This window comes from Mesorhizobium sp. ES1-6 (assembly GCF_020164775.1).
Lineage (GTDB): Bacteria > Pseudomonadota > Alphaproteobacteria > Rhizobiales > Rhizobiaceae > Mesorhizobium.
Genome location: NZ_JAIUGU010000002.1, coordinates 386,795 through 411,389 on the forward strand (window position 1 = coordinate 386,795; position 24,595 = coordinate 411,389).

The following is a 24,595-nucleotide window of genomic DNA, read 5'->3' on the forward strand; positions in this document are numbered from 1 at the left end:
GGCACGGTCCATTTGGCCGGGAATGTCTACGGAAGCAGACGGCTTGTCAATCACAAACGATCAATATCGATCATATTGCACTGCACAATGAAATTATATGATCGGAAATGATTGACACTGCTCGTTTTGGATGCCTAGATGGCCACGCAGGGAGGAACCATGCACGAAAAAGAGCGCCACAGGATCATTTTGTCCGCCGTCCAGGAAAAACCTGTGGTGACGGTGCAGGAGATGGTCGACCTGACGGAGTCCTCCGAGGCAACGATCCGGCGCGATATCGCGGCTCTCCATGTCCAGAAACGCCTGCGCCGGGTGCGCGGCGGCGCCGAGGCGATCTCGCCGCCGCAGTTCATCGGGCTGGCCGGTCGGCCCTTCTCCGTCAACGAAACGCTCAATGCCTCGCAGAAACGCGCCATCGCTCGAGAAGCGGTCGAACTTTGCAAGGACGGCGAGCCGATCATCATCAATGGCGGCACCACCACCTTCCAGATGGTGCATTTCCTGACCGGGCGCCGCATGCCGATCTTCACCAATTCGTTCCCGATCGCCGAGCACCTGCTCAAGCACTCCAAGAACACGGTGATGCTGTCGGGCGGCACGATCTACCGCGAGCAGAACATCATCCTGTCGCCCTTCGACAATGACGTGACGCGCAATTTCTACGCGCGCCGCATGTTCATGGGTGCTCAAGGGCTGGGGCCGCTCGGCCTGATGGAAGGCGACCCGCTGCTGATCCAGGCGGAGCAGAAGCTGATCGACCAGGCCGACGAACTGGTGGTGCTGGTCGATTCCTCGAAATTCCGCAAACGCTCCAGCCTGATCCTGTGCGGTCTTTCGCGCATCGCCACCGTCATCACCGACGACGGCATCGAGGACCGCGAAGCCAAGATGCTGGAGACCGCGGGGGTGACGCTGATCGTCGCCCGCAAGTCGACAAAGGAAGAATCTTCACTGCAGGCCTGAGACCAACTCACGTCCGCGGCGGCGATGGAAATGCAACGCTCAAGGGAGGATATCAGATGAGCTTCTTGAAGAAATTGATGGTGACCGCGGCATTCTCGGCCGCCATGTTCGTGAATGCCGCCTACGCGGAAAACGTCAAGATCGCGCTGGTGGTGAAGTCGCTCGGCAACGGCTTCTTCGATGCCGCCAACAAGGGCGCCGAAGAGGCCGCCAAGGAACTCGGCGACGTCGATATCATCTACACCGGCCCGACCAAGGCGACCGCCGAGGCACAGATCGAAGTGGTCAATTCGCTGATCGCGCAGAAGGTCAACGCCATCGCGATTTCCGCCAATGACGCCGACGCGCTGGTGCCGGTGCTGAAGAAGGCCATGGAGCGCGGCATCACCGTCATCTCCTGGGATTCGGGCGTCGCCAAGGAAGGCCGCCAGCTTCACCTCAACCCGTCGGACACCGGCCTGATCGGCGAGACCATCATCAAGCTCGCCGCCGACTATCTGCCGGAAGGCGGCGACGTCGCCATCCTGTCGGCCTCCTCGACCGCGACCAACCAGAATTCCTGGATCGAAGCGGCCAAGAAGGTGCTCCCGGAGAAGTTCCCCAAGATCAAGCTCGTCGCCACCGTCTATGGCGATGACGATTCGGCCAAGAGCACCGACGAGGCCAAGGGCCTCTTGAAGTCCTACCCGAACCTCAAGGCGATCATCGCACCGACCACCGTCGGCGTCGTTGCCGCCGCCCAGGTCGTCACCGACGAGAACCTGATCGGCAAGGTCAACGTCACCGGCCTGGCGCTGCCGTCCGAGTTCAAGAAGTTCATCGACAACGGCGCCAGCCAGGCGGTCGCGCTGTGGAACCCTATCGACCTCGGCTATTCCGCCGTCTACCTCGCCCATGACCTGGCGGTGAAGAAGGAAGAAGCCAAGCCCGGTGCGACGCTGTCGATCGGCCGCGTCGGCAAGGTGACGCTCGACGACACCAACTCGGCCGCGATGGCTCCGCCCTTCCAGTTCGACAAGAGCAACATCGAGAAGTTCTCCAAGATCTATTGATCTCCGAGTTCTCAAGCTGACGCGGCGGGGCTCACGTCCCGCCGCGACTTCAAACGGACCTAGAGCGGTTCAGCGTTTGATGGAACCGCCGACCCGCTCTAACTCTTTGTTTTCACGCAATTCCGGACGGAAAACCGTTACACGCTTTTCCTGGAATTGCTCTAGTTTCAGGGCTTGATACGGATATGGACACGACGGCCCGACACAGCGAGACGCAGGAGCGGCCTCCGGCCTCGGCTGCACGCCTGACGCTGTCCGGCATCTCGAAAAGCTTTCCCGGTGTCCGCGCCCTGCACAATGTCAGCCTGTCGCTCTATCCGGGCCAGGTGACCGCGCTGATCGGCGAGAACGGCGCCGGCAAATCGACGCTGGTCAAGATCATGACCGGCATCTACCAGCCCGACGCAGGCACCATCAGCATCGACGGCCAGGCTGTCACGCTGCCAAGCGCGCATGCCGCCTTCGGAATTGGCGTCACCGCCATCCATCAGGAAACGGTGCTGTTCGACGATCTCAGCGTCGCCGAAAACATTTTTCTCGGCCATGCGCCGCGCAGCCGCTTCGGCACCATCGACTGGCGCACGATGCGCAACAATGCGCGCGAAGTTCTCGACACCATGCATGCCGGCCATATCGACGCCGATGCGCGGCTCAGGGATCTCGGCATCGCCAACAAGCATCTCGTCGCCGTCGCGCGCGCCATGTCGATCGACTCTCGGATCGTCATCATGGACGAGCCGACGGCCGCCCTCTCGATGAAAGAGATCGAGGATCTGTTCCTGCTCATCGAGTTCCTCAAGGAGCAGGGCAAGGCGATCCTGTTCATCAGCCACAAGTTCGACGAGATCTACCGCATCGCCGACCGCTACACCGTGTTTCGCGACGGCGAGATGGTCGGCGAAGGGCTGATCAGGGATGCCGGCCAGAGCCAGATCGTGCGCATGATGGTCGGCCGTTCGGTCGACCACATCTTTCCGCAGCGCAAGGCCGAGATCGGCGCGCCGGTGCTTTCCGTTTCCGGCCTGTCACATCCGACCGAGTTCAGGGATATCGGCTTCGATCTGCACAAGGGCGAAATCCTCGGCTTCTATGGCCTCGTCGGCGCCGGGCGCAGCGAGGTCATGCAGGCGATTTCAGGCATCACCCGCATATCAGGCGGCACGATCACGCTGGAAGGCAAGGCGATCGCGCCGAAATCGGCGGCGGATTCGATCGAGGCCGGCATCGTCTACGTGCCGGAGGAACGCGGCAAGCAAGGCGTGGTGATCGGCCTGCCGATCTTCCAGAATGTTTCGCTGCCATCGCTCGCCCGCACCTCCAAGTCGGGCATGCTGCGGCTGGCGGAGGAGTTTTCGCTGGCCCGCTCCTACACCGAGCGGTTGGATTTGCGCGCCTCTTCGCTCAGCCAGGATGTCGGTACGCTTTCGGGCGGCAACCAGCAGAAGGTGGTCATCGCCAAATGGCTGGCGACGACACCCAAGGTGATCATCCTGGACGAGCCGACCAAGGGCATCGACATCGGCTCCAAGGCCGCCGTGCACGGCTTCATGGCCGAGCTGGTGGCGCAGGGCCTTTCGGTGATCATGGTGTCGTCGGAACTGCCGGAAATTCTTGGCATGTCCGACCGCGTCGTCGTCATGCGCGAGGGCCTCGTCGCCGCGGTCTACGACAATAAGGGACTGGACGCCGAGACGTTGGTCCGGACGGCAGCGGGGATCGCGGCATGAAGGCTTTGCTCAAATACCGCGAAATCTGGCTGCTGGCCGCCATCGCCGTGCTGATCGGGCTGATCTCGACGCGCTTTCCGGCCTTCGCCGACCCAGGCAATCTGCGCCAGGTGTTCAACGACACCTCGATCCTGATGATCCTGGCGCTCGGCCAGATGGTGGTCATCCTGACCCGCTCCATCGACCTGTCGATGGCCTCGAACCTGTGCTTCACCGGCATGGTGGTGGCGATGCTGAACGCCACCCATCCGGCGATCCCGATCCCGCTGCTGATCGTGATCGCGCTTGCCGTCGGGCTGGTGCTCGGCGCCATCAACGGTCTTCTGGTGTGGCGGCTCAACATCCCATCGATCGTGGTGACGCTGGGCACGCTCACCATCTATCGCGGCGCCACTTTCGTCATTTCGGGCGGCGCCTGGGTCAATGCCGACAAGATGAGCCCGGACTTCATCGGCTTCCAGCGCGCCGCTTTGCTCGGCATTCCCGTGCTGTCCTGGATCGCCATGCTGGTCATCGCGCTGTTCTTCGTCCTGATGACGCGTACCGCGCTCGGCCGCTCGATCTATGCGATCGGCGTCAATCCGACGGCATCGGTCTATACCGGCATCGATGTCGGCCGCACGAAATTCATCGTCTTCTGCATTGCCGGCATGATCGGCGGCCTCGCCGGCTATCTCTGGATCTCGCGCTACGTCATCGCCTCGGTCGAGGTCGCCAACGGCTATGAGCTCAACATCATCGCCGCCTGCGTCATCGGTGGCATCTCGATCGCCGGCGGCATCGGTTCGGTCGGCGGAGCGGTGCTCGGCGCATTGTTCCTCGGCATCATCTCCAACGCGCTGCCGGTCATCAACATTTCGCCCTTCTGGCAGATGGCGATCTCGGGCAGCGCCATCATCCTGGCCGTCGTGCTCAATGCACGCGGCGAGCGCCAGCAAGGCCGCATCATCCTCAGGAAAGTGGAAGCGGCATGACCGACGTTCCCGCCCCGCGCCACATTCCCGACCGGCTCGACAAGCCGCTCTCCTCGGCGATCTTTTCCTGGGAAGCGCTGCTGGTCGTGGTGGCCATCGCCATCTTCGCCATCAACAGTTTCGCCTCGCCCTATTTCCTCGACCCTTATTCGCTGTCGGACCTGACCTTCAATTTCACCGAGAAGGGCCTGATCGCCTTTGCCATGGCGTTGCTGATCATTTCCGGCGAGATCGACCTGTCGGTGGCCGCCATCATCGCCCTTGCCTCGACCATGATGGGGATGGCGGTGCAGGCCGGCGCCGACACGCCGGTGCTTGTCTTGATCGGCATCGGCGTCGGCCTCGGCTGCGGCGCCTTCAACGGGCTGCTGGTGACGCGCCTCGGCCTGCCGTCCATCGTCGTCACCATCGGCACGATGAGCCTGTTTCGTGGCATCGCCTTCATCATCCTCGGCGATCAGGCCTACAAGGGCTATCCAGAAAGCTTCGCCTTCTTCGGCCAGGGTTATGTCTGGTGGGTGGTGTCGTTCGAACTGGTGCTCTTTCTCATCGCGGCCGTCGTCTACTGGTTTGTGCTGCACCGCACGAGTTTCGGCCGCCGTGTCTTCGCCATCGGCAACAATCCGATCGCGGCGCAGTTTTCCGGCGTGCGCGTCGGCCGCACGAAATTCATCCTGTTTTGCCTGACCGGGCTGATGTCGGGCATCGCCTCGGTGCTGATCACCTCGCGGCTCGGCTCGACGCGGCCGTCGATCGCGCAGGGCTACGAGCTCGAGGTGATCACCATGGTGGTGCTTGGCGGCGTCTCGATCCTTGGCGGCGCCGGCAGCATTGTCGGCGTGGTGCTTGCCGCCCTGATCATGGGGCTGGTGACATTTGGTCTGGGCCTGCTCAACGTGCCCGGCATCGTCATGTCGATCTTCATCGGCCTGCTCCTGATCATCGTCATCGCCCTGCCGATCGTCTGGCGGCGGCTGCGTGGTAGCAGATGATGGCCCATAAATACGCGTTCAAGATGATGCTCAATCCGGGCATGAAGGCCGAATACAAAAAGCGTCATGACGAAATCTGGCCCGAACTGGTGACGCTGCTGAAACAGGCCGGCGTTTCCGACTATTCGATCCATCTCGACGAAGACACCAACATCCTGTTCGGCGTGCTGTGGCGGCGCGACGATCACGGCATGGCCGATCTGCCCAGCCATCCGGTGATGCAACGCTGGTGGGCCCACATGGCCGATGTCATGGAGACGAAGGCGGACAACGAGCCAGTGGCTGTGCCGTTGGAAACCGTGTTCCATATGGAATGAGCACGCTCCGCCACATCGCCGTCATCGATATCGGCAAGACCAACGCCAAGGTGGCGCTGGTCGATCTCGCCACATTGAGCGAGGTGGCGCTGCGCCGCATGGCGAACGCGCCGGTGCGGCAGGCGCCCTACCCGCATCACGATGTCGACGCGCTGTGGGCGTTCATCCTCGACAGTCTCGCCGACCTCAACCGCGACCAGCGCATCGACGCGATTTCGATCACCACCCATGGCGCGACCGGCGTGCTGGTCGACGCCACGGGCGAGCTGGTGCTGCCTGTGCTCGACTATGAATTCGACGGACCCGACGGGCTCGCGGCGGACTATGACGCGATCCGCCCGCCTTTCGCCGAGACCGGCACCCCGCGCCTGCCGCTCGGCCTCAATCTCGGCGCGCAATTCTTCTGGCAGCAGCAAAGCTTCCCGACGGAGTTCGCGAAGGTCGCCGCGATGCTGATGTACCCACAATACTGGGCGCTGCGCCTGACCGGCGTCGCCGCCAATGAGGTGACATCGCTCGGCTGCCACACCGATCTGTGGAACCCCTGGACAGCGGATTTTTCGGCGCTGGTCGACCGGCTGGGCTGGCGCGGCCTGATGGCGCCCGTGCGACCTGCCAGGGACCGTCTTGGCTCGGTCCTGCCCGTGCTTGCGCAGCGCACCGGGCTCGATCCTCAAACGCCCGTCTTTTGCGGCCTGCACGATTCCAACGCCTCGCTGCTGCCGCATCTCCTGGCCGACAAACCGCCTTTCTCGGTCGTCTCGACCGGCACCTGGGTGGTGTCGATGGCGGTCGGCGGCAGGACGGTGGCGCTCGACCCTGCAAGGGATACGCTGGTCAACGTCAATGCGATCGGCGACCCCGTGCCCTCGGCGCGTTTCATGGGCGGCCGCGAATTCTCGCTGCTGACTGAAGGCGCGGCGCAGGACTGGACCGACAACGACGTCGCCGCCGTGCTGGCGCGCAAGACCTTGCTTTTACCTTCTACCCAGCAAGGCTCGGGGCCGTTTCCGCATCATGCGGCCGCATGGCGCAAGGGCGAGGCCATCCCTCCCGGCCAGCGCTTTGCCGCCATCTCCTTCTACCTGGCGCTGATGACCGTCACTTGCCTCGACCTCATCGGCGGCGATGGTCCGACCACCGTCGAGGGACCTTTTGCGCACAACCAATTGTTCACACGGATGCTCGCCGCGAGCACTGGCCGTGCGGTCATCGCATCGCAAGCCGCGACCGGCACCAGCATCGGGGCCGCTCTGCTGGCATCGGATCAGGGAGCCGCGCATGGCAAGGGCCAGACACAAGAGCCCCCGGTCGATCCGGCCTGGGCGGAGTATGCGCGCGCGTGGCGGACGGCGGTCGAGGCAGTTGGGTAATCAGAGGATCCGCTTGCCGAAGGCCGACATGACGAAGTTGATGGTCTCGGTGCCGATCCTGGGCTCCAGATCGGCACTAAGGCCGGAGACATCCATCGACAGCAGTCCGCCGGAAAGCGCGATCGCCTCCATAGACTGATGCGTTTCGCGCACGGTGAGGCCGCCGGAACCAGCCGCCCAGCCGGCGAATTCGGTCGCCGTGGGCGAATAGCTGACATGAAAACCTTGTGTGCCGGAGGTGGCGATGCGGATCGCCTCGTGCATCAGGTCGCGCATACCCATGGCGTCGATGTCGGTCATGGTGAAGGCCGAGACGCGCGAATCCTTCAGCACCCGCGCTTCCGCCGGATCGGCATGGCGCAGCCCGACGATGACGACGTTTTCCGGCGACAGCTGCGGCTGCAGCGCGCCCGCCTTGTGGTCGAGCCCAAGCGTACGCGCCAGCACGGACGCCTCCGGCAGATCGATGCCATCTTCGTCCTCCGGCATCAGCGCGGCGATGGAATCGATCCAGATCAGGCCGAAGGAGTGGGTCGCGCGGGCCGTTGCGATCAGCGCCTTGTGCGCGATGCGACGATCGGCGCCGGCGGCGAATCGGATCAGGCCCGAGGGCGGCCGATCGATATCGGCCAGTTCGACGACATCGAAATTCATCGTTTCCAGCCGAGCACCGGTGCCTTCCCTGGCCAGGATGCCGGCGGCCCCAGGCTCGGCCGTGATCTGTACCATCTTGCGGCCGGAGAAGTCGGCGACGTCATGCATCGGGGCCTTTTCGACATATTCCGAGGTCATCGCCAGCAGCATGGCGCCATAGCTCATGCGGAAGGCGACGCGGTCGCCGACGGCCGGCGGCGGATCGGCGTCCTGCACATCGAGCAGCAGATGGTCGCTGGAGGCGCCGAGCACCCGTATCCCCTTTGCGATCGGCGTCAGCCCTTCGACCAGCACGTCCTCGCGGCCGATATTGGCGATGGCGCGCAGCCTGTCGCCTTCGTCTGGAAAGACCGGCTGGTTGCCGAACGCATCGTAGCCCGACATGCCGATCGGCCGTGACGGCTTTAGCTTGACCTCGATGACGTCACTGGTCAGCCGACAGGCATCGGGTTCGAGTTCGGCCCATGGCACATCGCGAAAAGTCTCGACGCCGCCCTGCAGGATCGCCTCGCCGACCCTGAGATTATTGATGCCGGCCGGCAATTTGCCTTCGAGCAACAGCGGCAGCGACGACGAGGCGCCGCCGGAGATGAAGTCCAGGCTTTTTCCTAACAGACGCTCGGTCTTGTAGGCATGGGCGACGAGCTGGCCGAGATTTTCCTGGGTCGGCATGATGGCGCCGAAGCAGCCGAGATTGGTGCCGATGCCGGCGATGCGCACGCCCTTCATGTCCAGAATCTGCTCGACCGTGGGGATGAGGTCGTTCGGCCAGATGCCTTCTCTGAGATCGCCGAGATCGATCATCAGCATGATGTCGTGGACACGGCCCATGCGCTCGGCGATGCGCGAGATCTCGCGGATGATGGTCAGTTCCGACTGCAGGCTGACGTCGACGGTGCGCACCACCTCCTCGACGCGCGCCATCGGCGGACTGCGCAACAGCATGATCGGCGCCGATATGCCGCTGGCGCGCAGCCGGCGGATGTTTTCGAAGCGGGATTCGGCAATGCCGGCCACCCCACCGCGCAGCATGGCGCGCGCCACTTGCGGCATGCCGCATGTGCCCTTGGTGACGCCGAACACCTTGATGCCAGACAGCGCGCAGCGGTCGACGATGGTGCGGGCGTTGCGCTCGATGCGGCCAAGGTCGATGGCGACTTGCGGTCCCGACATTTTATCCCCCGTAGACCAGTCCCTGGGGATCGATCTCCGGCTTGCGCCCGGCAACGAGGTCGGCGAGGAATTTGCCCGAGCCGCAGGCCATGGTCCAGCCGACATGGCCGTGGCCGGTGTCGAGATAGAGATTGCGGTATTTCGCCTGGCCGATGACCGGCACCGAGTTCGGCATCATCGGCCGCAAACCCGCCCACAGCTCGGCTTTCTTCTCGTCGAAGGCGCCAGGAAACAGATCCTTGCCGGTCCTGAACATGGTGGCGAAGTCGCTGGGCTTGTGGGTGCGGTCGAAGCCGGTGAATTCGGCGGTCGAAGCCAACCGCAATCGATTGCCAAGGCGCGAATAGGCCATCAGCTGGTCCTCGTCGGCGCCGCCCATGGTCGGGCCCTTGCTCTCGTCCTCCAGCGGAATCGTCGCCGTGTAACCTTTCACCGGATAGACCGGCAGGTCGATGCCATAGCGGCGGCCGAGCAGACCGCTCTCCGGCCCCATCGAGATGACCACTGCATCGCCGACGATCGGCCCGGCCGAGGTCATCACGGCGCGCACCCGGTCGCCTTCGATGTCGAGGCCTTCGACCGTGGTGCCGTAGCGAAACCTCACGCCGAGCTTTTCGGCGGCATAGGCGGCCAGATTTTCCACGAACTGCCGGGAATCGCCAGTCTGGTCGATCGGCGAATAGACGCCGCCGGCGATCTTTTCCTTGACGCCGGCAAGACCCGGTTCAAGCTCGACCAGCCGATCGCGGCCGACGATCTCGATCGGCAGGCCATGCTCGGCCAGATAGCGATAATTGTCGGTGCCGGTATCGAGGCTGTGCTGCGAGCGGAAGAAATACAGGATGCCCTTCTTGCGCTCGTCGTAATGGATGCCAGTCTCGGCGGAGATGGCGTTGATGCAGTCGCGCGAATAGAGCGCCAGCCGCAGCTTGACCTGGCTGTTGGCGCGCAGGCGGGCCACCGTGCACTGGCGCAGGAAGCGCAGGCTCCAGGCGAGGAAATAGGGATCGAAGCGCAGCCTGACCTTGATGCCGAGATCATGATTGTAGAGCCCGCGCAGGAACGTCTTAAGTGCCGCAGGCGAGGCCCAGGCGGTGGCATCCCCGGGAGACACCAGGCCGGCATTCGACTGGCTGGTGCCCCGCGCCGGCGCCGGATGGCGCTCGATCACGATGACCTCGTGACCGTCCGCGGCCAGATAATACGCGGCTGCCGTGCCGACGACCCCGGCTCCAAGCACCGTTATCTTCATGCGATCCCCCAAAGCTCCTCGCGGCACGGCGCCTCGGCACCGTATCGCGAATGCTTCCATAGCGCTTCGCCGCGCGCCTTGCGAGCCCTTGGAGAAAGCGCGGGCTTAGCTCCGTGCGGAATTCTTGCTGGTCAGGATGCGCTCCCAGGCCAGCGCGTCGTTGACGATCTGGTCGAGATCGTCGCGCTGCGGGGTCCAGCCGAGTTCGGACCGGGCGAGATCGGAATTGGCGACCACCGCCGCGGCGTCGCCGGCACGCCGGTCGCCCATCCTGACCTCGAAATCATGGCCAAAGGCGCGGCGCACGCTGTCGATGACCTCGAGCACGGAATAACCATGGCTGTAGCCGCAATTGGCGACGAGGCTCTGCCCCCCGTCGCGCAACCTCTGCAAGGCCAGGCGATGCGCGGCGGCCAGATCGCTGACATGGATGTAGTCGCGCATGCAGGTGCCGTCCGGCGTCGGATAGTCGGTGCCGAAGACCTGCATGAACGGGCGCTTGCCGAGCGCGGTTTCGCAGGCGACCTTGATCAGATGGGTGGCGCCCGGGGTGGACTGGCCGGTGCGGCCCTTCGGATCGGCGCCGGCGACGTTGAAATAGCGCAGCGCCGTGTAGCGGATGTCGTGCGCAAGGCTTGCGTCGCGCAGCATCCACTCGCTCATCAGCTTGGACAGCCCATAGGGCGATTCCGGCGCCAGGCGGGCATCCTCGCGCACCGGCTCCAGTCCGGCGCCGCCATAGACGGCGGCTGTCGAGGAAAAGATGAAATTCGGCACGCCCTCGCGCACCGCGGTTTCAATCAGCGTGCGGGTCTTCGAGGTGTTGTTCTCGTAGTAGGCGAGCGGGTCGGCGACCGATTCCGGCACCACGATCGAGCCGGCGAAATGGATGATGGCGTCGACCTTGTTTTCCCGGATGATCGAGCCGACCAATTCCTTGTCGGCGACATCGCCGACGACCAGCTTCGCCTCAGGCGCCACCGCCCATTCGAAGCCGGTGGAAAGGCGGTCGAGAACGACGACGTTCTCGCCCGCATCCAGCAACTCCCAGACCATATGGCTGCCGATATAGCCGGCGCCGCCTGTTACCAAAACCGTCATCCCAAGTCCTCGCTTACCCAAGATTTATCGGAAACTGTCTCAACAACCGCCTTACTGGAAAGTCTGCCGTCTGCCCATTAAAACGAGAGGTAACCAGCGTTCACTTGATGTGGCATCGTGCGGAAACAAAAGTGAACCAAAGACCGTGCCATGAATTGGGAATAGGCCACGATCCGCTGTCGTTAGGAACAGGTCCGGGGCGTGGCATTTTGACCAAATCGGCCCGGTGGACGACCAAAAGGCCAATGATTATGATCCCGCGCAAAATTGGGAAGTCGATATGAACTATCAGCGGTTTTTCGAGGAAGCGATCGATCAGCTCCATGCCGAGCGTCGCTACCGCGTCTTCGCCGACCTCGAGCGCATCGCGGGCAGGTTTCCGCGTGCTATCTGGCGTTCCAACGGCCGCGCCGAGGAAATCACCGTCTGGTGCTCCAACGACTATCTCGGCATGGGCCAGCACGCCGACGTCATCGCCGCGTTCCAGAACGCGGCCGGCAAGATGGGTTCGGGCGCCGGTGGCACCCGCAACATTTCTGGCACGTCCAACCCGCTGGTCGAACTCGAGCATGAGCTGGCCGACCTGCACGGCAAGGAAGCCGCCTTGGTCTTCACCTCCGGCTTCGTCTCCAACGAGGCCTCGATCTCGACCATCGCACGGCTTTTGCCCAATTGCCTGATCATCTCGGACGAGCTGAACCATGCCTCGATGATCGAAGGCGTGCGGCGCTCGGGCGCCGAGAAGAAGATCTTCCGCCACAACGACGTCGCGCATCTGGAAAGCCTGCTGCAGGCGGCGGGCCGCGAACGCGCCAAGCTGATCGTCTTCGAAAGCGTCTATTCGATGGACGGCGACATCGCGCCGATCAAGGAGATCGTCGAGCTCGCCGAGCGCTACAATGCCTTGACCTATATCGACGAGGTCCATGCAGTGGGCATGTACGGGCCGCGCGGCGGTGGCATCACCGAGCGCGAAGGCCTCGCCGACCGCATCGACATCATCGAAGGCACGCTTGCCAAGGCCTTCGGCACGCTGGGCGGCTACATCACCGGCACGAGCGCCGTCATCGACGCGGTTCGCTCCTACGCGCCAGGCTTCATCTTCACCACCGCGCTGCCGCCGGCGATCGCCGCCGCGGCCACCACCTCGATCCGTCACCTGAAGCGCTCACAGGCCGAGCGCGACGCCCAGCAGCAGCAGGCAACGCGAACCAAGCAGATCCTGTCGGCGGCCGGCCTGCCGGTGATGGCGTCGCCAACCCATATCGTACCGCTGCTGGTTGGCGATCCGGAACTCTGCAAGATGGCCAGCGACCGCCTGCTCGGCGTGCACGGCATCTACATCCAGCCGATCAACTACCCGACCGTGCCGCGCGGCACGGAGCGGCTGCGCATCACGCCGACGCCATTCCATTCCGATGCGCTGATCGCCGAACTGCAGGACGCGCTGGTCGAGACCTGGGACGCGCTCGGCATCCCCTACGGTTCGGCGGGACGGCCGGCCGTCGCCAAAAGCGACCGGATTATTCCGCTGCTGGTGCCCAAGTCGGGCGGCTGACGGCGCTGTTTGTGGCCGACTGGCTGGTTGGGGCGCTGCCTTCCGCCCGTTTCTTCAGCCCCCAGCAATGCCTAGAGGCCACGGCATGGATCCTAGGGTCTCCGCGACGTCGCTTCGCGACTGCTACGCCCTAGGATGACGAAGGCAGCGAGGCTTTTCGGCTAATCTCGGAAATTGGAGATTGGCCATCGCAAACCTTTGACATTAGCCGAAACACCCATCGCTTCGTCATCCTAGGGCGAAGCAAGGAGCGGAGCGACGCGGCGCAGACCCTAGGGATCCATGCCGCGACATCAGCCGAAGAATGCGACGGTCGGCAGGCTGCCGGCGCACGCTGTCATCTCCTGCCGGCGATCAATCCCAACCGATCTCAAACAGTCTTCATCCACCTTGCCAGCCGGTTTGCCGCTTCCTCGAGTTGATCGAGGCGGCGGTGGAAGCACAGCCGCAGGAACGCTTCGCCACCGGGGCCGAAGGCGGTGCCGGGTGCCAGGCCGACATTGGCCTTGTCGACGATGTCGAAGGCGGCGCTGCGTGAATCGGTGATGCCGTCGACCGTGAAGAACAGGTAGAAGGCGCCTTGCGGCACGGTGAAGCGCGCCTTGCCGGTTTCGCCGAGAATGCGACAGACCAGGTCGCGGGCTTTCCGCGCCCGCTCCACCTGTTCGGCGACGAAGGCATCGCCCTCGTCGAGCGCCGCGACCGCGCCGCGCTGCATGAACTGGGCGACGCCCGAGTTGGAATACTGGATCAGGTTCTCGAACACCTGCTGCAGGCTCGGATGCGTCTTGATCCAGCCGACCCGCCAGCCGGTCATCGCCCAGTTCTTGGAGAAACTGTTGACGAACAGGATGCGGTCTTCGGCCTCGGCAATGTCGAGGAAGGACGGCGCGCGGCCATGGCCGTAGTGAAACAGCGAATAGATCTCGTCGGCGATGATCCACAGGCCCTTGGCCCGGGCGAGATCGAGGATCGCCCGCAAGGTCTCATGGTCGGCGGTCCAGCCGGTCGGATTGGACGGCGTGTTGATGAACAACGCCTTAGTGCGCGGCGTGACCGCCGCAGCGATCTTCTCGACGTCGCAGGACCAGCCATTTCCGGAGTGATCGAGCGTGACCGGCACCGGCACGGCACCCGCGATCGCGGCGGCGGCGTCGAAATTCGGCCAGGCGGGCGACAGGTAGATCACTTCGTCGCCGGCGCCCGCAAGCGCGTCGAGCGCCAGCTGGATGGCATGCATGCCGGAGCCGGTGACGATGAATTGTTCCTCGGGGAAGGTCTTGCCGAAATGCCTGGCGTAGTAGCGCGCCAGCGCCTGCCTGAGATCGGGAATGCCCCTCTGCCAGGTGTAGAACGTCTCGCCGTCGGCCAATGCCTTCGACGCGGCATCGGTGATGAAGGACGGCGTCGGCAGGTCGCCCTCGCCGGCCCAGAGCGGGATCAGGCCCTCGCGCAGGCGGCCGTAGTTGACGACGGCGACGATACCGCTTTCAGGCGCGGCCAGGGCCTCGGGGCGCAGGGTCTGGATCAGGGTCATTGGGAAGGTCCGTTGTCTCGGTCGTTCGTAGGCGCTGCTTACCAGATACGAAAAAAGAAAACCCCGGCCGCGAACGACCAGGGTTTTGGTCCAGAAGAACCGTATCCGTCTAACGCCTGGCGAGCAGATCGCGGATTTCAGTGAGCAGCGCAACGTCGGCGGGGGGCGGCGCGGCGGCAGGCGCTGGCTTTTCTCTTTCCAGGCGCCTGCGCATGTTGTTCACGGCCTTGACCATGAGGAAGATGATGAAGGCGAGGATGATGAAATTCAGCACCACGGTGATGAAGCTGCCATAGGCAAAAACAGCGCCTTGCTTTTTGGCGTCCGCCAGCGAGGTGGCGTTGACGGCCGAAGAAAGCCCAAAGAAGTAGTTGTTGAAGTCCAAGCCGCCGAAGATCGCTCCGACGATCGGCATGATGATGTCGTTGACCAGGGAATCGACGATCTTGCCGAAGGCAGCGCCGATGATGACGCCGACCGCCAGATCCATCACATTGCCTTTGGAAATGAATTCCTGGAACTCTTTCAGCATTCGACCCTCCTTGTCATGGGACCGCGCTGCCACTTAGACCTCTCCGGCATCGGCCCTGCGACACCATAACAAAAACCTTGGGTTGCACCATCGGCTAAAGGAAGAAACCAACCGCTTTCTCCTTACCCGGGGGCAACAGCCGGAAATCATCGCCCGCATGCATCGAAAGCCGCGATGGACTTGGCGCCCAAGCTGTGATTGCGTCTGGCCCGGCCAGGTGAAAATCGGCACAGGGAGGATTTTGCCGGCGTGCAGGGCTTGTTCATCGTCATCATCGCGATTGCCTATGTGACGCTGCTGTTCGCCATCGCCAGCCTGGGCGACCGCCGCTCGGCGATATCTGGGCCAAGTCGGGCACGGCCCTTCATCTATGCGCTCAGCCTTGCCATCTACTGCACCTCCTGGACCTTCTTCGGCTCGGTCGGCCTTTCCTCGGAACGCGGTCTCGAATTCCTCGGCATCTATACCGGCCCGGTGCTGGTGTTCGTTTTCGGCTTTCCGCTGCTCAACCGCATCGTGCGGCTGGCCAAGACCGAGAAGATCACCTCGGTCGCCGACTTCCTCGGCGCGCGTTACGGCAAGAGCTTTACCGTGGCCGCCATCGCGACGCTGATCGCCACCATCGGCGCCGTGCCCTATATCGCCCTGCAATTGAAGGCGATCTCCGGCTCGGTCAGCCTGATGGTCGAGCATTATACTGGCTCGCCACCCTCTTTCGATCCCTTCGTCAGCGACATTTCGCTGGTCGTCGCCATGCTGCTGGCCCTGTTCGCGGTCCTGTTCGGCACCCGTCATGCCGACGCCACCGAACATCAGGACGGGCTGGTGCTGGCGGTGGCGGTCGAGACGGTGGTCAAGCTTGCCGCCTTCCTGGCGATCGGCCTGATGGTTACCTTCCTGATCTTCGGCGGCCCCGGCGACATGTTCGACCGGCTGGCCGAGAATGGCCAGGTGCGGCAGGCAATGGGCTATTCGACGTCGCTTGCCACCTGGCTGGTGCTGACCTGCCTGAGCGGCTTCGCCATAATCCTTCTGCCGCGGCAGTTCTACGTCACCATTGTCGAGAACCGCAGCGAGGCGGAGCTGCGCACCGCGACATGGGTGTTTCCGCTCTACCTCGTGGCGATCAACCTGTTCGTGCTGCCGATCGCCTTTGCCGGCCTGACGCTGGTCGGCACAAGGACGAGCAGCGACCTCTACGTGCTGTCGCTGCCGCTGTTCAGCGGCCATGATTTTCTGGCCATGGCCGCCTTCATCGGCGGCCTGTCGGCGGCAACCGCCATGGTCATCGTGGAGAGCGTGGCGCTGTCGATCATGATCTCCAACGACCTGATCATCCCGTTGTTCGTGCGCCGGCTGTTGCGCACGACCACTTCCGAAAACGAGGACTGGTCGACGCTCATCCTCAATGTGCGGCGCGGAGCGATCTTCATCCTGCTCTTCATCGCCTTTCTCTACTACCGCGAGAGCACCAACAGCGCCCGGCTATCCTCGATCGGCCTGATGTCCTTCGCCGCGATCGCGCAATTCGCGCCGGCCCTGATCGGCGGATTGATCTGGCGCGGCGCCAACGGCCGGGGCGCGGCACTCGGCATGGTCGCCGGCATCCTGGTCTGGGGCTACACGCTGCTGGTGCCGTCGCTCGTCCCCCCCGATACCGGCATCATCGTGCATGGACTGTTCGGTTTCGAGGCATTGCGGCCGCAGGCACTGTTCGGCACCGTGGCCGAACCGCTGAATCACGGCGTGCTCTGGAGCCTGTCGATCAACACGCTGTTCTTCGTCTTCGGCTCGCTGTCGCGGGCGTCGGTGCCGCTTGAGCGCATCCAGGCATCGATCTTCGTGCCGCGCGAGGCCGGCCCGATGCCGAGCCTGCGCCGCTTCCGCACCGCCATCACCGTCAACGACCTCAAGGACACGATCTCACGCTATCTCGGTGTCGAACGCACCGAGCGGTCCTTCCAATCCTTCGAGAAAAGCAACGGCACCTCGCTGCACGGCAACGAGCAGGCCAGCATGGACGTCATCCGCTTTTCCGAACAGCTTTTGGCCAGCGCCGTCGGCTCGTCCTCGGCGCGGCTGATCCTGTCGCTGCTGTTTCGCCGCCACGACCGCGAATCCAGGGACGCCTTCCGCCTGCTCGACGACGCGACGGAGGCGCTGCAGCACAATCGCGACCTGCTGCAGATCGCGCTCGACCAGATGGAACAGGGCATCACCGTCTTCGACCGCGATTTCCGCCTGATCTGCTGGAACCACCAGTACCGGGCGCTGTTCGACCTGCCCGACGAAATGGGCCAGGTCGGCGTCTCGCTCGACCGTATCCTGCGTCATCTGGCCGAGCGCGGCGACATTCCCTCCGACCAGCGCGTGGCGATGCTCAACCGGCTGACCAGCTTCGTCAGCCCGTGGCAGATGGAACTGAAGACCAGCGGCCGCATCCTGGAACTTCGCTCCAACCCGATGCCGGACGGCGGCATCGTCGCCACTTATGCCGACATATCGGGACGCGTCGAGCAGGACCTGGCGCTGAAAAGTGCCAATGAATCGCTGGAGCAGCGCGTGAAGACCCGCACCATCGAGCTGACGAGGGTCAACGAGGAATTGATCAGGGTCAACGAGGAACTGGCACAGGCGCAGATGCTGGCCGAGGAGGCCAATCTCGGCAAGACACGCTTCCTCGCCGCCGCCGGCCACGACATCCTGCAGCCCTTGAATGCCGCCCGGCTCTATTGCTCCTCGCTGATCGAGAAAGCCGGCCGGGGACCGGCCGGCAAGGCGGCGGTCAACATCGAATCCTCGCTGGAATCGGTCGAGACCATCCTGGGCGCGGTGCTCGACATTTCGCGCCTCGATGCCGGCGCCATGAAACCGGATGACACGGCCTTCAACCTCGACGGACTGCTCAGCCAGATCGGCAATGATTTTCGGCCGATGGCCGCGGCAAAGAAGCTCGAACTGACCATTATTCCGTCCTCACTGACGGTGATGACGGACCGCAATCTTTTGCGCCGCCTGATCCAGAACCTGGTCTCCAACGCCATCAAATATACCCGCCAAGGCCGCATCCTGGTTGGCGTGCGGCGCCGTGGCGAATTGGCGGAGATCCAGGTCATCGACACCGGCATCGGCATTGCCGGCGACAAGCTGAACACCGTCTTCCATGAGTTCACCCGACTGGACGAAGGCGCACGCGAAGCCGCAGGTCTTGGTCTCGGCCTCTCCATCGTCGACCGCATCGCCAGGGTGTTGCGGCTCGAGATCCGCATCTTCTCCAATCCGGGCAAAGGCACGCGCTTTTCCGTCATCCTGCCGGTAGCGGCCGCGCAGGAGCCGCGACGCGAGGTCGAGGCCAGGGCGCCGGCCCGCGCGGCGGCTTCGCTGTCGGGACTGCATGTGCTGTGCATCGACAACGACACCCGTATCCTCGAAGGCATGCGGCTGCTGCTCGAAGGCTGGGGCTGCAATGTCGCCACGGTCACCGGCTCGCAGGATCTGGACAGGGCCGCGATCGAGCGTCCGGACATCGTGCTTGCCGACTACCATCTCGACCGCGAAACCGGTCTCGATATCATTGTCGGGCTGCGAGCGACCCATGGGGACGACCTGCCGGCCGTGCTGGTCACCGCCGACCGCTCCAACGAGGTGCGGGCGGCGGCGGGCAGGCTCGAGATTCCGGTGATCAACAAGCCGTTGAAACCCGCCGCCCTGCGCTCGATGATGGCCAGGGTCAGGCCGCTGGCTTCGGCCGCCGAATAGCCCGCCAAGAGCCAAGGGCAACCGAAGCAGGGAATTTGGGCAGCTCCGTGGAGATTGGGTCGTCCCGGACATCCGGTCAGCCCGCCGGCTGCAGCGGGTCGCTGCCAATCTTGGACAGGAGGATCACCGCCTGGGTGCGGCTGTCGACGCCGAGCTTCTGCAAGATGGCCGAGACATGCGCCTTGATCGTCGCCTCGGAGACGCCAAGCTCATAGGCGATCTGCTTGTTGAGCAGCCCCTCGGCCAGCATGCCGAGCACGCGGGTCTGCTGCGGCGTCAGCGCCTGCAGCCGTTTGATCAGGTCCGATATTTCGGGATCGCGTTCTACGCCGAGATCGACGCCGACGGGTGCCGCGATATCGCCGGCAAGCACCGACTGCACCGCGCCGCGGATCTCCTCCATGCTGGCCGACTTGGAGATGAAACCGGAAGCGCCGAGATCGAGCGCGCGCCGGATGGTCGCCGGATCGTCATGCGCCGACACCACGACCAGCGGCACCGCCGGATGGATGCCACGCAGCGAGATCAGGCCGGAGAGGCCGCTGGCGCCCGGCATCGACAGGTCGAGCAGCACCAGATCGACATCTTCATTGGCCACGACCAGCGCCTTGGCGCTTTCGAAATCGCCGGCCTCGTGAATGGCGGTGACGTTGCCGATGCCGGCAAGCGCCTCGCGCAGGGCGCCGCGAAACAGCGGATGATCGTCGGCGATGACGAAAGAATAGCCTGACGGCAAATGTCCCTCCCCGAATCCCCGATTTACTGCTTTTTGCGGGATCAGTCGGACGATTATGGGGGGCGGCGCGCTGTTTTCAAGCGGCAAAGCCAACGCGCCGCGTTTTCCCTCGTCTATGGCGCTCAGGTCTTCTGCGAGTTGAGCTGGGCGCCGTTGCCACTGTCCTTGTCCATATCCTTGACGATGCCCATGAAGCTCCTGAGGAAGCGCTCCATGTAGCTCATCGTCGTGTTGAAATCCTCTTCGCTCGGCAGTTTCGATTCGAGGCGGGCGGAGAGCGAATTCTCCAGCTTGGTGACGCGCTCGTCCATAGCCTTCATCGAGCTCTGCAAGCGATCGACCTCATCCTGGTAAGCGGCGCGTTCGTCGGCGGCCATCTTGCAGACGAGCTGGCCCGAACGCTCCTCGCAGATCGACATCGCGCCGGTCTGGGTGTCCATGCGGATATAGCCGGTGGCCGACTTTTCCAGCCGGTAGCGGTCGGTTTCTTCCGAATAAGCTGAAGCCGCGACCAGCGAAACGAGCGCGGCGGGGATCAAGATGTGCTGCAGACGCATGTCGTCCTCCATGGCCAAAGCCTGAAATATCGCATGTTTGCGCCGGAAATGGGGAAGACCTTGGCCTGGCCTTCCCCGCACGACTGGTTCGGACTCGTCTGACGCAATTCCGGACGGAAAACCGCCTCACACTTTTCCTGGAATTGCTCTATAGCGCAACCATGTCACAGATTATCTACAAGATAACCCCGCTAGCGCCTTGGCGCGAGGCCGAAGCCAATGGCCGCTTCACCGGGGCGCCGATCGACATCGCCGACGGCTTCATCCATTTCTCGACGGCGGCGCAGGCCAGGGAAACGGCGGCCAAGCATTTCCGCGGCCAGGCCGACCTTCTGCTGGTCGCCATCGACGGCGCCAGCTTGGGTGAAGCGCTGAAATACGAGGTCTCGCGCGGCGGTGCGCTGTTTCCTCATCTCTACGGCGTGCTCGACCTGAAAGCGGTGCTATGGGTCAAGCCGCTGCCGCTTGGTGCCGACGGCACCCACCAGTTCCCCACCCTGGAGGGGCAATGAGCGTGTTCGACCGGATCGGCCAGAAGCTGCTGTTCACCTTCGATCCGGAAACCGCGCATGGCCTGTCGATCGCGGCACTGCGCTGCGGCCTGCCGGTCGGCGCGCGGACGGTACGCGATACAAGGCTGAAGATCAGCCTTTGCGGTCTCGATTTCCCCAATCCGCTTGGCATGGCGGCCGGCTACGACAAGAACGCCGAGGTGCCCGACGCGCTGCTTGGGCTGGGCTTCGGCTTCGCCGAGGTCGGTACCGTCACGCCGTTGCCGCAGGCCGGCAATCCGAAGCCGCGCATCTTCCGGCTGACATCGGATGAAGCTGTCATCAACCGGCTGGGCTTCAACAATGAAGGCCACGCGGCGGCCGAAAAACGCCTTGCCGCGCGCAAGGGGCGCGGCGGCATCGTCGGCGTCAACATCGGCGCAAACAAGGACAGCACCGATCGCATCGGCGACTATGAGCGCGGCGTCACCCGCTTCGCGCCCCATGCCAGCTATCTCACCGTCAATATTTCCTCGCCCAACACGCCGGGCCTGCGCACCATGCAGGCGCGCGAACAGCTCGGCGAACTTTTGTCGCGCGTCATGGCCGCACGCGCCGCGGCGTCCGCGCGGCCGCCGGTCTTCCTCAAGATCGCGCCGGATCTGGTCGAGGCCGAGCTGGAGGATATCGCCGCCGAGGTCACCGAAAAGCGGATCGACGGCATCATCGTTTCCAACACCACGATTTCCCGGCCGGCGCTGCGCGGCGACGCCGCGCTGGAGACGGGGGGGCTCTCGGGAAAGCCGCTGTTCGAGCGCTCGACCATCGCGCTTGCCAAGATGCGCAAGCTGCTCGGGCCCGACATGGCCATCATCGGTGTCGGCGGCGTCAACTCGTCGGAGACGGCGCTGGACAAGATCCGCGCCGGCGCCGATCTCGTCCAGCTCTACACCGGCATGATCTATGCCGGACCGGCGCTGCCGGGCCGGATCGTGGCCGGGATGGCGCGCTTTGCTCAGACGGAGAAACTCAGCTCGATGCGCGAGTTGCGCGACAGCCATCTTGACCAGTGGGCGTCGAAGCCGCTCAGCTGAACGCGGTCCGCATCCGCAGCCGCAGAATTGTCAGCAGGCTCAATCCTCGCACCAGCAGGAAAATGTGCAGCGCGGCCCACAGGCCGTGATTGCCGAAGGCGGGCGCCAGCGTCATCAGAGCGGCGGCGAAGACGAGGAATGAGAAGAGCATCATGTTGCGCATGTCGCGCGACCATGTCGCGCCGATGAAAACCCCGTCCATCTGGAAAGCGAGCACACCGCTCAGCGCGGTGAAAGCCGCCCACGGCAGATACACATCGGCCACGGCGCGGACCTCCTGCGATGTCGTCACGACAGCGACCAGGTTGGCACCCGCCAGCGACAGCACCAATGTCGCGACGGCGGCCAAGCCGAAGCCCCAGAACAGGGTCAGGCGGACCGCCTGCCGGAAGGGTTGTGCCGCCCGCGCGCCGATGGCGCGGCCGGCCAGCTGTTCGGCGGCGGTGGCGAAACCATCAAGGAAGTAACCGGCGACGAGAAAGAAATTCATCAGCACCGCATTGGCGGCAAGCGTCACCGTGCCGAACGCAGCCCCCTGGCGGGTGAACAGCGCGAAAGCGGCGAGCAGCGAGAACGAACGGATCATGATATCGCGGTTGAGCGACAGCATGCGCAGGAAGGCTGACATGTCGAGCAGGCGGTGGCGGGGCAAGGGCGGGCTGGATCGGAACCGGCGCACGACGATCGCCAGACCAAGCAGCATGGCCAGGAATTCGCCTGTGACGGTTGCCCAGGCGACGCCGGAAACGCCCCAGCCAAGTTCAAGGCCGAGCAGGAAGCAGAGCGCGATGTTGATGCCGTTGAGCACCAGTTGCAGGACAAGCCCGAGCCCGCCCTCGCCGCGTCCCAGCACGTAACCGAGGATGGCGTAGTTGATCAGCGAGAACGGGGCGGCGAGGAGCCTGATCCTGACATAAACGCCCATCGCGTCGCTGACGCGTGGTCCAGCGTCCATGAACCACTGGCCGCCAAGGGCGATGAGCGGCGCAAGCGCTGCCAGCACGACGCCGGCAACGACGGCGATCAGCACGGCGCGCCAGAACACCGCCTGTTCCTCGAGGGCGTCGCCGCGTCCGAATGCCTGGGCGACGAGGCCAGTTGTGCCCGAGCGCAGGAAATTGAAGGTGGTGAAGACCACGTCGAAAGCCAGCGCGCCGGCCGCCAGGCCGCCGAGCAAGGCGGCATCCCCGAACTGGCCGACCACCGCCGTATCGACTAGGCCGAGCAGCGGCGTCGTCAGATAGGCGAGCGTCATCGGCACGGCAATGGCAAGCACCGAGCGGTTGGTGACGGAAAAGGCCCTGGCGTCGGTTGGGCTGGCACCCTGGTCCAAAGGATTGCTGCCTTGCTGATTGCGACTTGATCGGGGAACCGATGTGCCCCATTTTCCGGCCACCGCGCAATCGCCGTTACGCGACGGCCAACCGAAATCCCGCTCTGGCGCGAAACCGTCCGACCAGTTCATGCCCCTGCAGATCGTCCACCACCCCGACTACGACGCCGGCTTCGCCACCAACCATCGCTTTCCGATGAGCAAATATCCGCTGCTGATGGAGGCCTTGCGGGCCCGCGGCCTGACCGGACCCGAGACGCTCAACACAACCGAGCCCGCGCCGGCGTCCTGGTTGAGGCTTGCCCACGCCGCGGACTATGTCGACCAGGTCATCAACTGCGCCGTGCCTGAAAAAATCGAGCGTGAGATCGGCTTTCCGGTCGGCCCGCGCGTCTCGCTGCGCGCACAGCTTGCCACCGGCGGCACGGTGGCGGCGGCGCGGCTTGCCTTGCGCCACGGCATCGCCTGCAACACCGCCGGCGGCAGCCATCATGCGCGGCGCGCGCAAGGCGCCGGCTTCTGCACCTTCAACGATGTCGCCGTCGCCGCGCTGGTTCTGCTTGAAGAGGGCGCGGCACAAAATATCCTGGTCGTCGACCTCGACGTGCATCAGGGCGACGGCACGGCCGACGTTCTGCGAGATGAACCCCGCGCGTACACCTTTTCCATGCATGGCGAACGCAACTACCCCGTACGCAAGATAGCCTCGGACCTCGACGTGGCGCTGCCCGACGGCACCGGCGATGCCGCCTATGTCGAAAGGCTCCATACCATCCTGCCGGAACTCTCCGCCCGTACGCCCTGGGACATCGTCTTCTACAATGCCGGCGTCGACGTCCATGCCGAGGACCGGCTGGGCAGGCTGGCGCTTTCCAACGATGGACTTCGCGCCCGCGACGAGATGGTCATCGGCCATTTTCGGGCGCTCGGCGTTCCCGTCTGCGGTGTCATCGGCGGCGGCTATTCCACCGATGTGCCGGCGCTTGCGGCGCGCCACGCCATCCTGTTCGAGGTCGCCTCGGGCTACGCCTGAAGGTCATTTCCGGTAGTTGACGACCCTGAGCAGGATGAAGGCCGGCACGACGATCGCCGCGCCGAGCAGGATATAGCCGAGGAAGCGGTCGATGGCGTGGAAGCCGAGATTCCAGAGGTCCATGAAGAACTTCTGGATGCCGTAGAACACGTCCATCGGCGACCAGCCGAAGGCATTCATGACCAGGCCGACGAGAAAGGATATCACCAGCAGCTTCAGGACAACCCTGAGCGGCGAGTCGCCGAGAAAGCGCGTCAGTGCGGACAAGGTCGTCTCCCGATTGAGATGCCCGGACTCGTGGGCACGGCCCAGAGATACGTGCTTGGCGGCCATCCATCAAGCCGGCGCGGTGCATGCCTGGAACCGACAAGCCGCAACCCGGAGAGG

General features: G+C 64.0%; 21 protein-coding genes. 12 read left to right on the forward strand and 9 right to left on the reverse strand.

Annotated elements, in window-relative coordinates; all coding sequences use genetic code 11:
• The first annotated feature begins 159 nt into the window (after positions 1-159).
• The 7 genes from LB564_RS06560 (at position 160) to LB564_RS06590 (ending at position 7,398) form a co-directional block, all read left to right on the forward strand.
• Positions 160-963: a DeoR/GlpR family DNA-binding transcription regulator gene (locus LB564_RS06560; protein WP_224536690.1), complete on the forward strand. Its 804-nt coding sequence runs from the start codon at positions 160-162 to the stop codon at positions 961-963.
• 56 nt (positions 964-1,019) lie between these two features.
• Positions 1,020-2,015 carry a rhamnose ABC transporter substrate-binding protein gene (gene rhaS, locus LB564_RS06565; protein WP_135861998.1) on the forward strand — a complete coding sequence of 332 codons (996 nt, stop codon included), beginning with the start codon at positions 1,020-1,022 and terminating at the stop codon, positions 2,013-2,015.
• A 185-nt stretch (positions 2,016-2,200) separates the two neighbouring features.
• Complete coding sequence (locus tag LB564_RS06570; protein ID WP_224536001.1) at positions 2,201-3,742, forward strand: sugar ABC transporter ATP-binding protein; 1,542 nt, start codon at positions 2,201-2,203, stop codon at positions 3,740-3,742.
• Positions 3,739-4,716, forward strand: a complete 978-nt coding sequence (locus tag LB564_RS06575) for an ABC transporter permease (protein WP_224536003.1) — start codon at positions 3,739-3,741, stop codon at positions 4,714-4,716. Before LB564_RS06570 ends, LB564_RS06575 begins: the two co-directional genes overlap by 4 nt.
• Entirely contained in the window at positions 4,713-5,708 is a 996-nt protein-coding gene (locus LB564_RS06580; protein ID WP_224536005.1) for an ABC transporter permease, read from the forward strand. Before LB564_RS06575 ends, LB564_RS06580 begins: the two co-directional genes overlap by 4 nt.
• Positions 5,708-6,025, forward strand: a complete 318-nt coding sequence (gene rhaM / locus LB564_RS06585; RefSeq protein ID WP_224536007.1) for an L-rhamnose mutarotase — start codon at positions 5,708-5,710, stop codon at positions 6,023-6,025. Before LB564_RS06580 ends, rhaM begins: the two co-directional genes overlap by 1 nt.
• Positions 6,022-7,398 (forward strand): FGGY-family carbohydrate kinase, encoded by a 1,377-nt coding sequence (locus tag LB564_RS06590; protein ID WP_224536009.1) that lies wholly within the window; start codon positions 6,022-6,024, stop codon positions 7,396-7,398. The genes rhaM and LB564_RS06590 overlap by 4 nt, the downstream gene beginning before the upstream one ends.
• Here the strand turns inward: LB564_RS06590 and LB564_RS06595 are convergent, their stop codons facing one another.
• From LB564_RS06595 to galE, 3 genes are all read right to left on the reverse strand, one after another.
• Positions 7,399-9,225, reverse strand: coding sequence for an alanine racemase (locus LB564_RS06595; RefSeq protein ID WP_224536011.1), 1,827 nt, complete (start codon positions 9,223-9,225; stop codon positions 7,399-7,401).
• Between the two features lies 1 nt (position 9,226).
• Entirely contained in the window at positions 9,227-10,477 is a 1,251-nt protein-coding gene (locus LB564_RS06600) for a D-amino acid dehydrogenase (protein WP_224536013.1), read from the reverse strand.
• A 105-nt stretch (positions 10,478-10,582) separates the two neighbouring features.
• Positions 10,583-11,578, reverse strand: coding sequence for a UDP-glucose 4-epimerase GalE (galE, locus tag LB564_RS06605; protein WP_224536015.1), 996 nt, complete (start codon positions 11,576-11,578; stop codon positions 10,583-10,585).
• Between the two features lie 280 nt (positions 11,579-11,858).
• Here galE and hemA point away from each other — a divergent pair, with 280 nt between their 5' ends.
• Positions 11,859-13,136 carry a 5-aminolevulinate synthase gene (gene hemA / locus LB564_RS06610; protein ID WP_224536018.1) on the forward strand — a complete coding sequence of 426 codons (1,278 nt, stop codon included), beginning with the start codon at positions 11,859-11,861 and terminating at the stop codon, positions 13,134-13,136.
• 370 nt (positions 13,137-13,506) lie between these two features.
• Here hemA and LB564_RS06615 read toward each other — a convergent pair whose 3' ends face one another.
• Positions 13,507-14,673 (reverse strand): pyridoxal phosphate-dependent aminotransferase, encoded by a 1,167-nt coding sequence (locus LB564_RS06615; protein WP_224536020.1) that lies wholly within the window; start codon positions 14,671-14,673, stop codon positions 13,507-13,509.
• A gap of 109 nt (positions 14,674-14,782) precedes the next feature.
• Entirely contained in the window at positions 14,783-15,205 is a 423-nt protein-coding gene (gene mscL / locus LB564_RS06620) for a large conductance mechanosensitive channel protein MscL (protein WP_224536022.1), read from the reverse strand.
• 249 nt (positions 15,206-15,454) lie between these two features.
• Between mscL and LB564_RS06625 the strand changes: the two genes are divergently transcribed.
• Positions 15,455-18,964: a NahK/ErcS family hybrid sensor histidine kinase/response regulator gene (locus LB564_RS06625; RefSeq protein ID WP_224536023.1), complete on the forward strand. Its 3,510-nt coding sequence runs from the start codon at positions 15,455-15,457 to the stop codon at positions 18,962-18,964.
• Positions 18,965-19,040: 76 nt separating this feature from the next.
• On the opposite strand, the gene LB564_RS06630 is transcribed toward LB564_RS06625, so the two are convergent.
• Together LB564_RS06630 and LB564_RS06635 are read right to left on the reverse strand one after the other, a co-directional pair.
• Positions 19,041-19,700, reverse strand: coding sequence for a response regulator transcription factor (locus tag LB564_RS06630; RefSeq protein ID WP_127870796.1), 660 nt, complete (start codon positions 19,698-19,700; stop codon positions 19,041-19,043).
• A 122-nt stretch (positions 19,701-19,822) separates the two neighbouring features.
• On the reverse strand, positions 19,823-20,257 hold the full coding sequence (locus tag LB564_RS06635) for a hypothetical protein (protein WP_140706075.1): 435 nt from the start codon (positions 20,255-20,257) through the stop codon (positions 19,823-19,825).
• Positions 20,258-20,418: 161 nt separating this feature from the next.
• On the opposite strand from LB564_RS06635, the gene LB564_RS06640 reads away from it, so the two are divergent.
• On the forward strand, positions 20,419-20,769 hold the full coding sequence (locus LB564_RS06640; RefSeq protein WP_224536025.1) for a DUF952 domain-containing protein: 351 nt from the start codon (positions 20,419-20,421) through the stop codon (positions 20,767-20,769).
• A complete protein-coding gene (locus tag LB564_RS06645) occupies positions 20,766-21,842 on the forward strand; it encodes a quinone-dependent dihydroorotate dehydrogenase (RefSeq protein WP_224536027.1) in 1,077 nt (358 codons plus the stop codon). The genes LB564_RS06640 and LB564_RS06645 overlap by 4 nt, the downstream gene beginning before the upstream one ends.
• Here LB564_RS06645 and LB564_RS06650 read toward each other — a convergent pair.
• Positions 21,835-23,175 (reverse strand): MATE family efflux transporter, encoded by a 1,341-nt coding sequence (locus tag LB564_RS06650; protein ID WP_224536029.1) that lies wholly within the window; start codon positions 23,173-23,175, stop codon positions 21,835-21,837. The genes LB564_RS06645 and LB564_RS06650 overlap by 8 nt on opposite strands.
• 130 nt (positions 23,176-23,305) lie before the next feature.
• Here LB564_RS06650 and LB564_RS06655 point away from each other — a divergent pair, with 130 nt between their 5' ends.
• On the forward strand, positions 23,306-24,208 hold the full coding sequence (locus LB564_RS06655; RefSeq protein ID WP_224536031.1) for a histone deacetylase: 903 nt from the start codon (positions 23,306-23,308) through the stop codon (positions 24,206-24,208).
• A 3-nt stretch (positions 24,209-24,211) separates the two neighbouring features.
• Here the strand turns inward: LB564_RS06655 and LB564_RS06660 are convergent, their stop codons facing one another.
• Positions 24,212-24,475 (reverse strand): DUF6460 domain-containing protein, encoded by a 264-nt coding sequence (locus LB564_RS06660; protein ID WP_224536033.1) that lies wholly within the window; start codon positions 24,473-24,475, stop codon positions 24,212-24,214.
• Between the last annotated feature and the right edge of the window lie 120 nt (positions 24,476-24,595).

Excerpts from the sequence above, each read along its gene's own strand:
- LB564_RS06595 (WP_224536011.1), bottom strand. The coding sequence starts at position 9,225 with ATGTCGGGACCGCAAGTCGCCATCGACCTTGGCCGCATCGAGCGCAAC.
- LB564_RS06615 (WP_224536020.1), bottom strand. The coding sequence starts at position 14,673 with ATGACCCTGATCCAGACCCTGCGCCCCGAGGCCCTGGCCGCGCCTGAA.
- LB564_RS06590 (WP_224536009.1), top strand. The coding sequence starts at position 6,022 with ATGAGCACGCTCCGCCACATCGCCGTCATCGATATCGGCAAGACCAAC.
- rhaS (WP_135861998.1), top strand. The coding sequence starts at position 1,020 with ATGAGCTTCTTGAAGAAATTGATGGTGACCGCGGCATTCTCGGCCGCC.
- galE (WP_224536015.1), bottom strand. The coding sequence starts at position 11,578 with ATGACGGTTTTGGTAACAGGCGGCGCCGGCTATATCGGCAGCCATATG.
- LB564_RS06560 (WP_224536690.1), top strand. The coding sequence starts at position 160 with ATGCACGAAAAAGAGCGCCACAGGATCATTTTGTCCGCCGTCCAGGAA.
- hemA (WP_224536018.1), top strand. The coding sequence starts at position 11,859 with ATGAACTATCAGCGGTTTTTCGAGGAAGCGATCGATCAGCTCCATGCC.
- LB564_RS06580 (WP_224536005.1), top strand. The coding sequence starts at position 4,713 with ATGACCGACGTTCCCGCCCCGCGCCACATTCCCGACCGGCTCGACAAG.
- mscL (WP_224536022.1), bottom strand. The coding sequence starts at position 15,205 with ATGCTGAAAGAGTTCCAGGAATTCATTTCCAAAGGCAATGTGATGGAT.
- LB564_RS06575 (WP_224536003.1), top strand. The coding sequence starts at position 3,739 with ATGAAGGCTTTGCTCAAATACCGCGAAATCTGGCTGCTGGCCGCCATC.
- LB564_RS06600 (WP_224536013.1), bottom strand. The coding sequence starts at position 10,477 with ATGAAGATAACGGTGCTTGGAGCCGGGGTCGTCGGCACGGCAGCCGCG.
- LB564_RS06635 (WP_140706075.1), bottom strand. The coding sequence starts at position 20,257 with ATGCGTCTGCAGCACATCTTGATCCCCGCCGCGCTCGTTTCGCTGGTC.
- LB564_RS06645 (WP_224536027.1), top strand. The coding sequence starts at position 20,766 with ATGAGCGTGTTCGACCGGATCGGCCAGAAGCTGCTGTTCACCTTCGAT.
- rhaM (WP_224536007.1), top strand. The coding sequence starts at position 5,708 with ATGGCCCATAAATACGCGTTCAAGATGATGCTCAATCCGGGCATGAAG.
- LB564_RS06640 (WP_224536025.1), top strand. The coding sequence starts at position 20,419 with ATGTCACAGATTATCTACAAGATAACCCCGCTAGCGCCTTGGCGCGAG.
- LB564_RS06655 (WP_224536031.1), top strand. The coding sequence starts at position 23,306 with ATGCCCCTGCAGATCGTCCACCACCCCGACTACGACGCCGGCTTCGCC.
- LB564_RS06570 (WP_224536001.1), top strand. The coding sequence starts at position 2,201 with ATGGACACGACGGCCCGACACAGCGAGACGCAGGAGCGGCCTCCGGCC.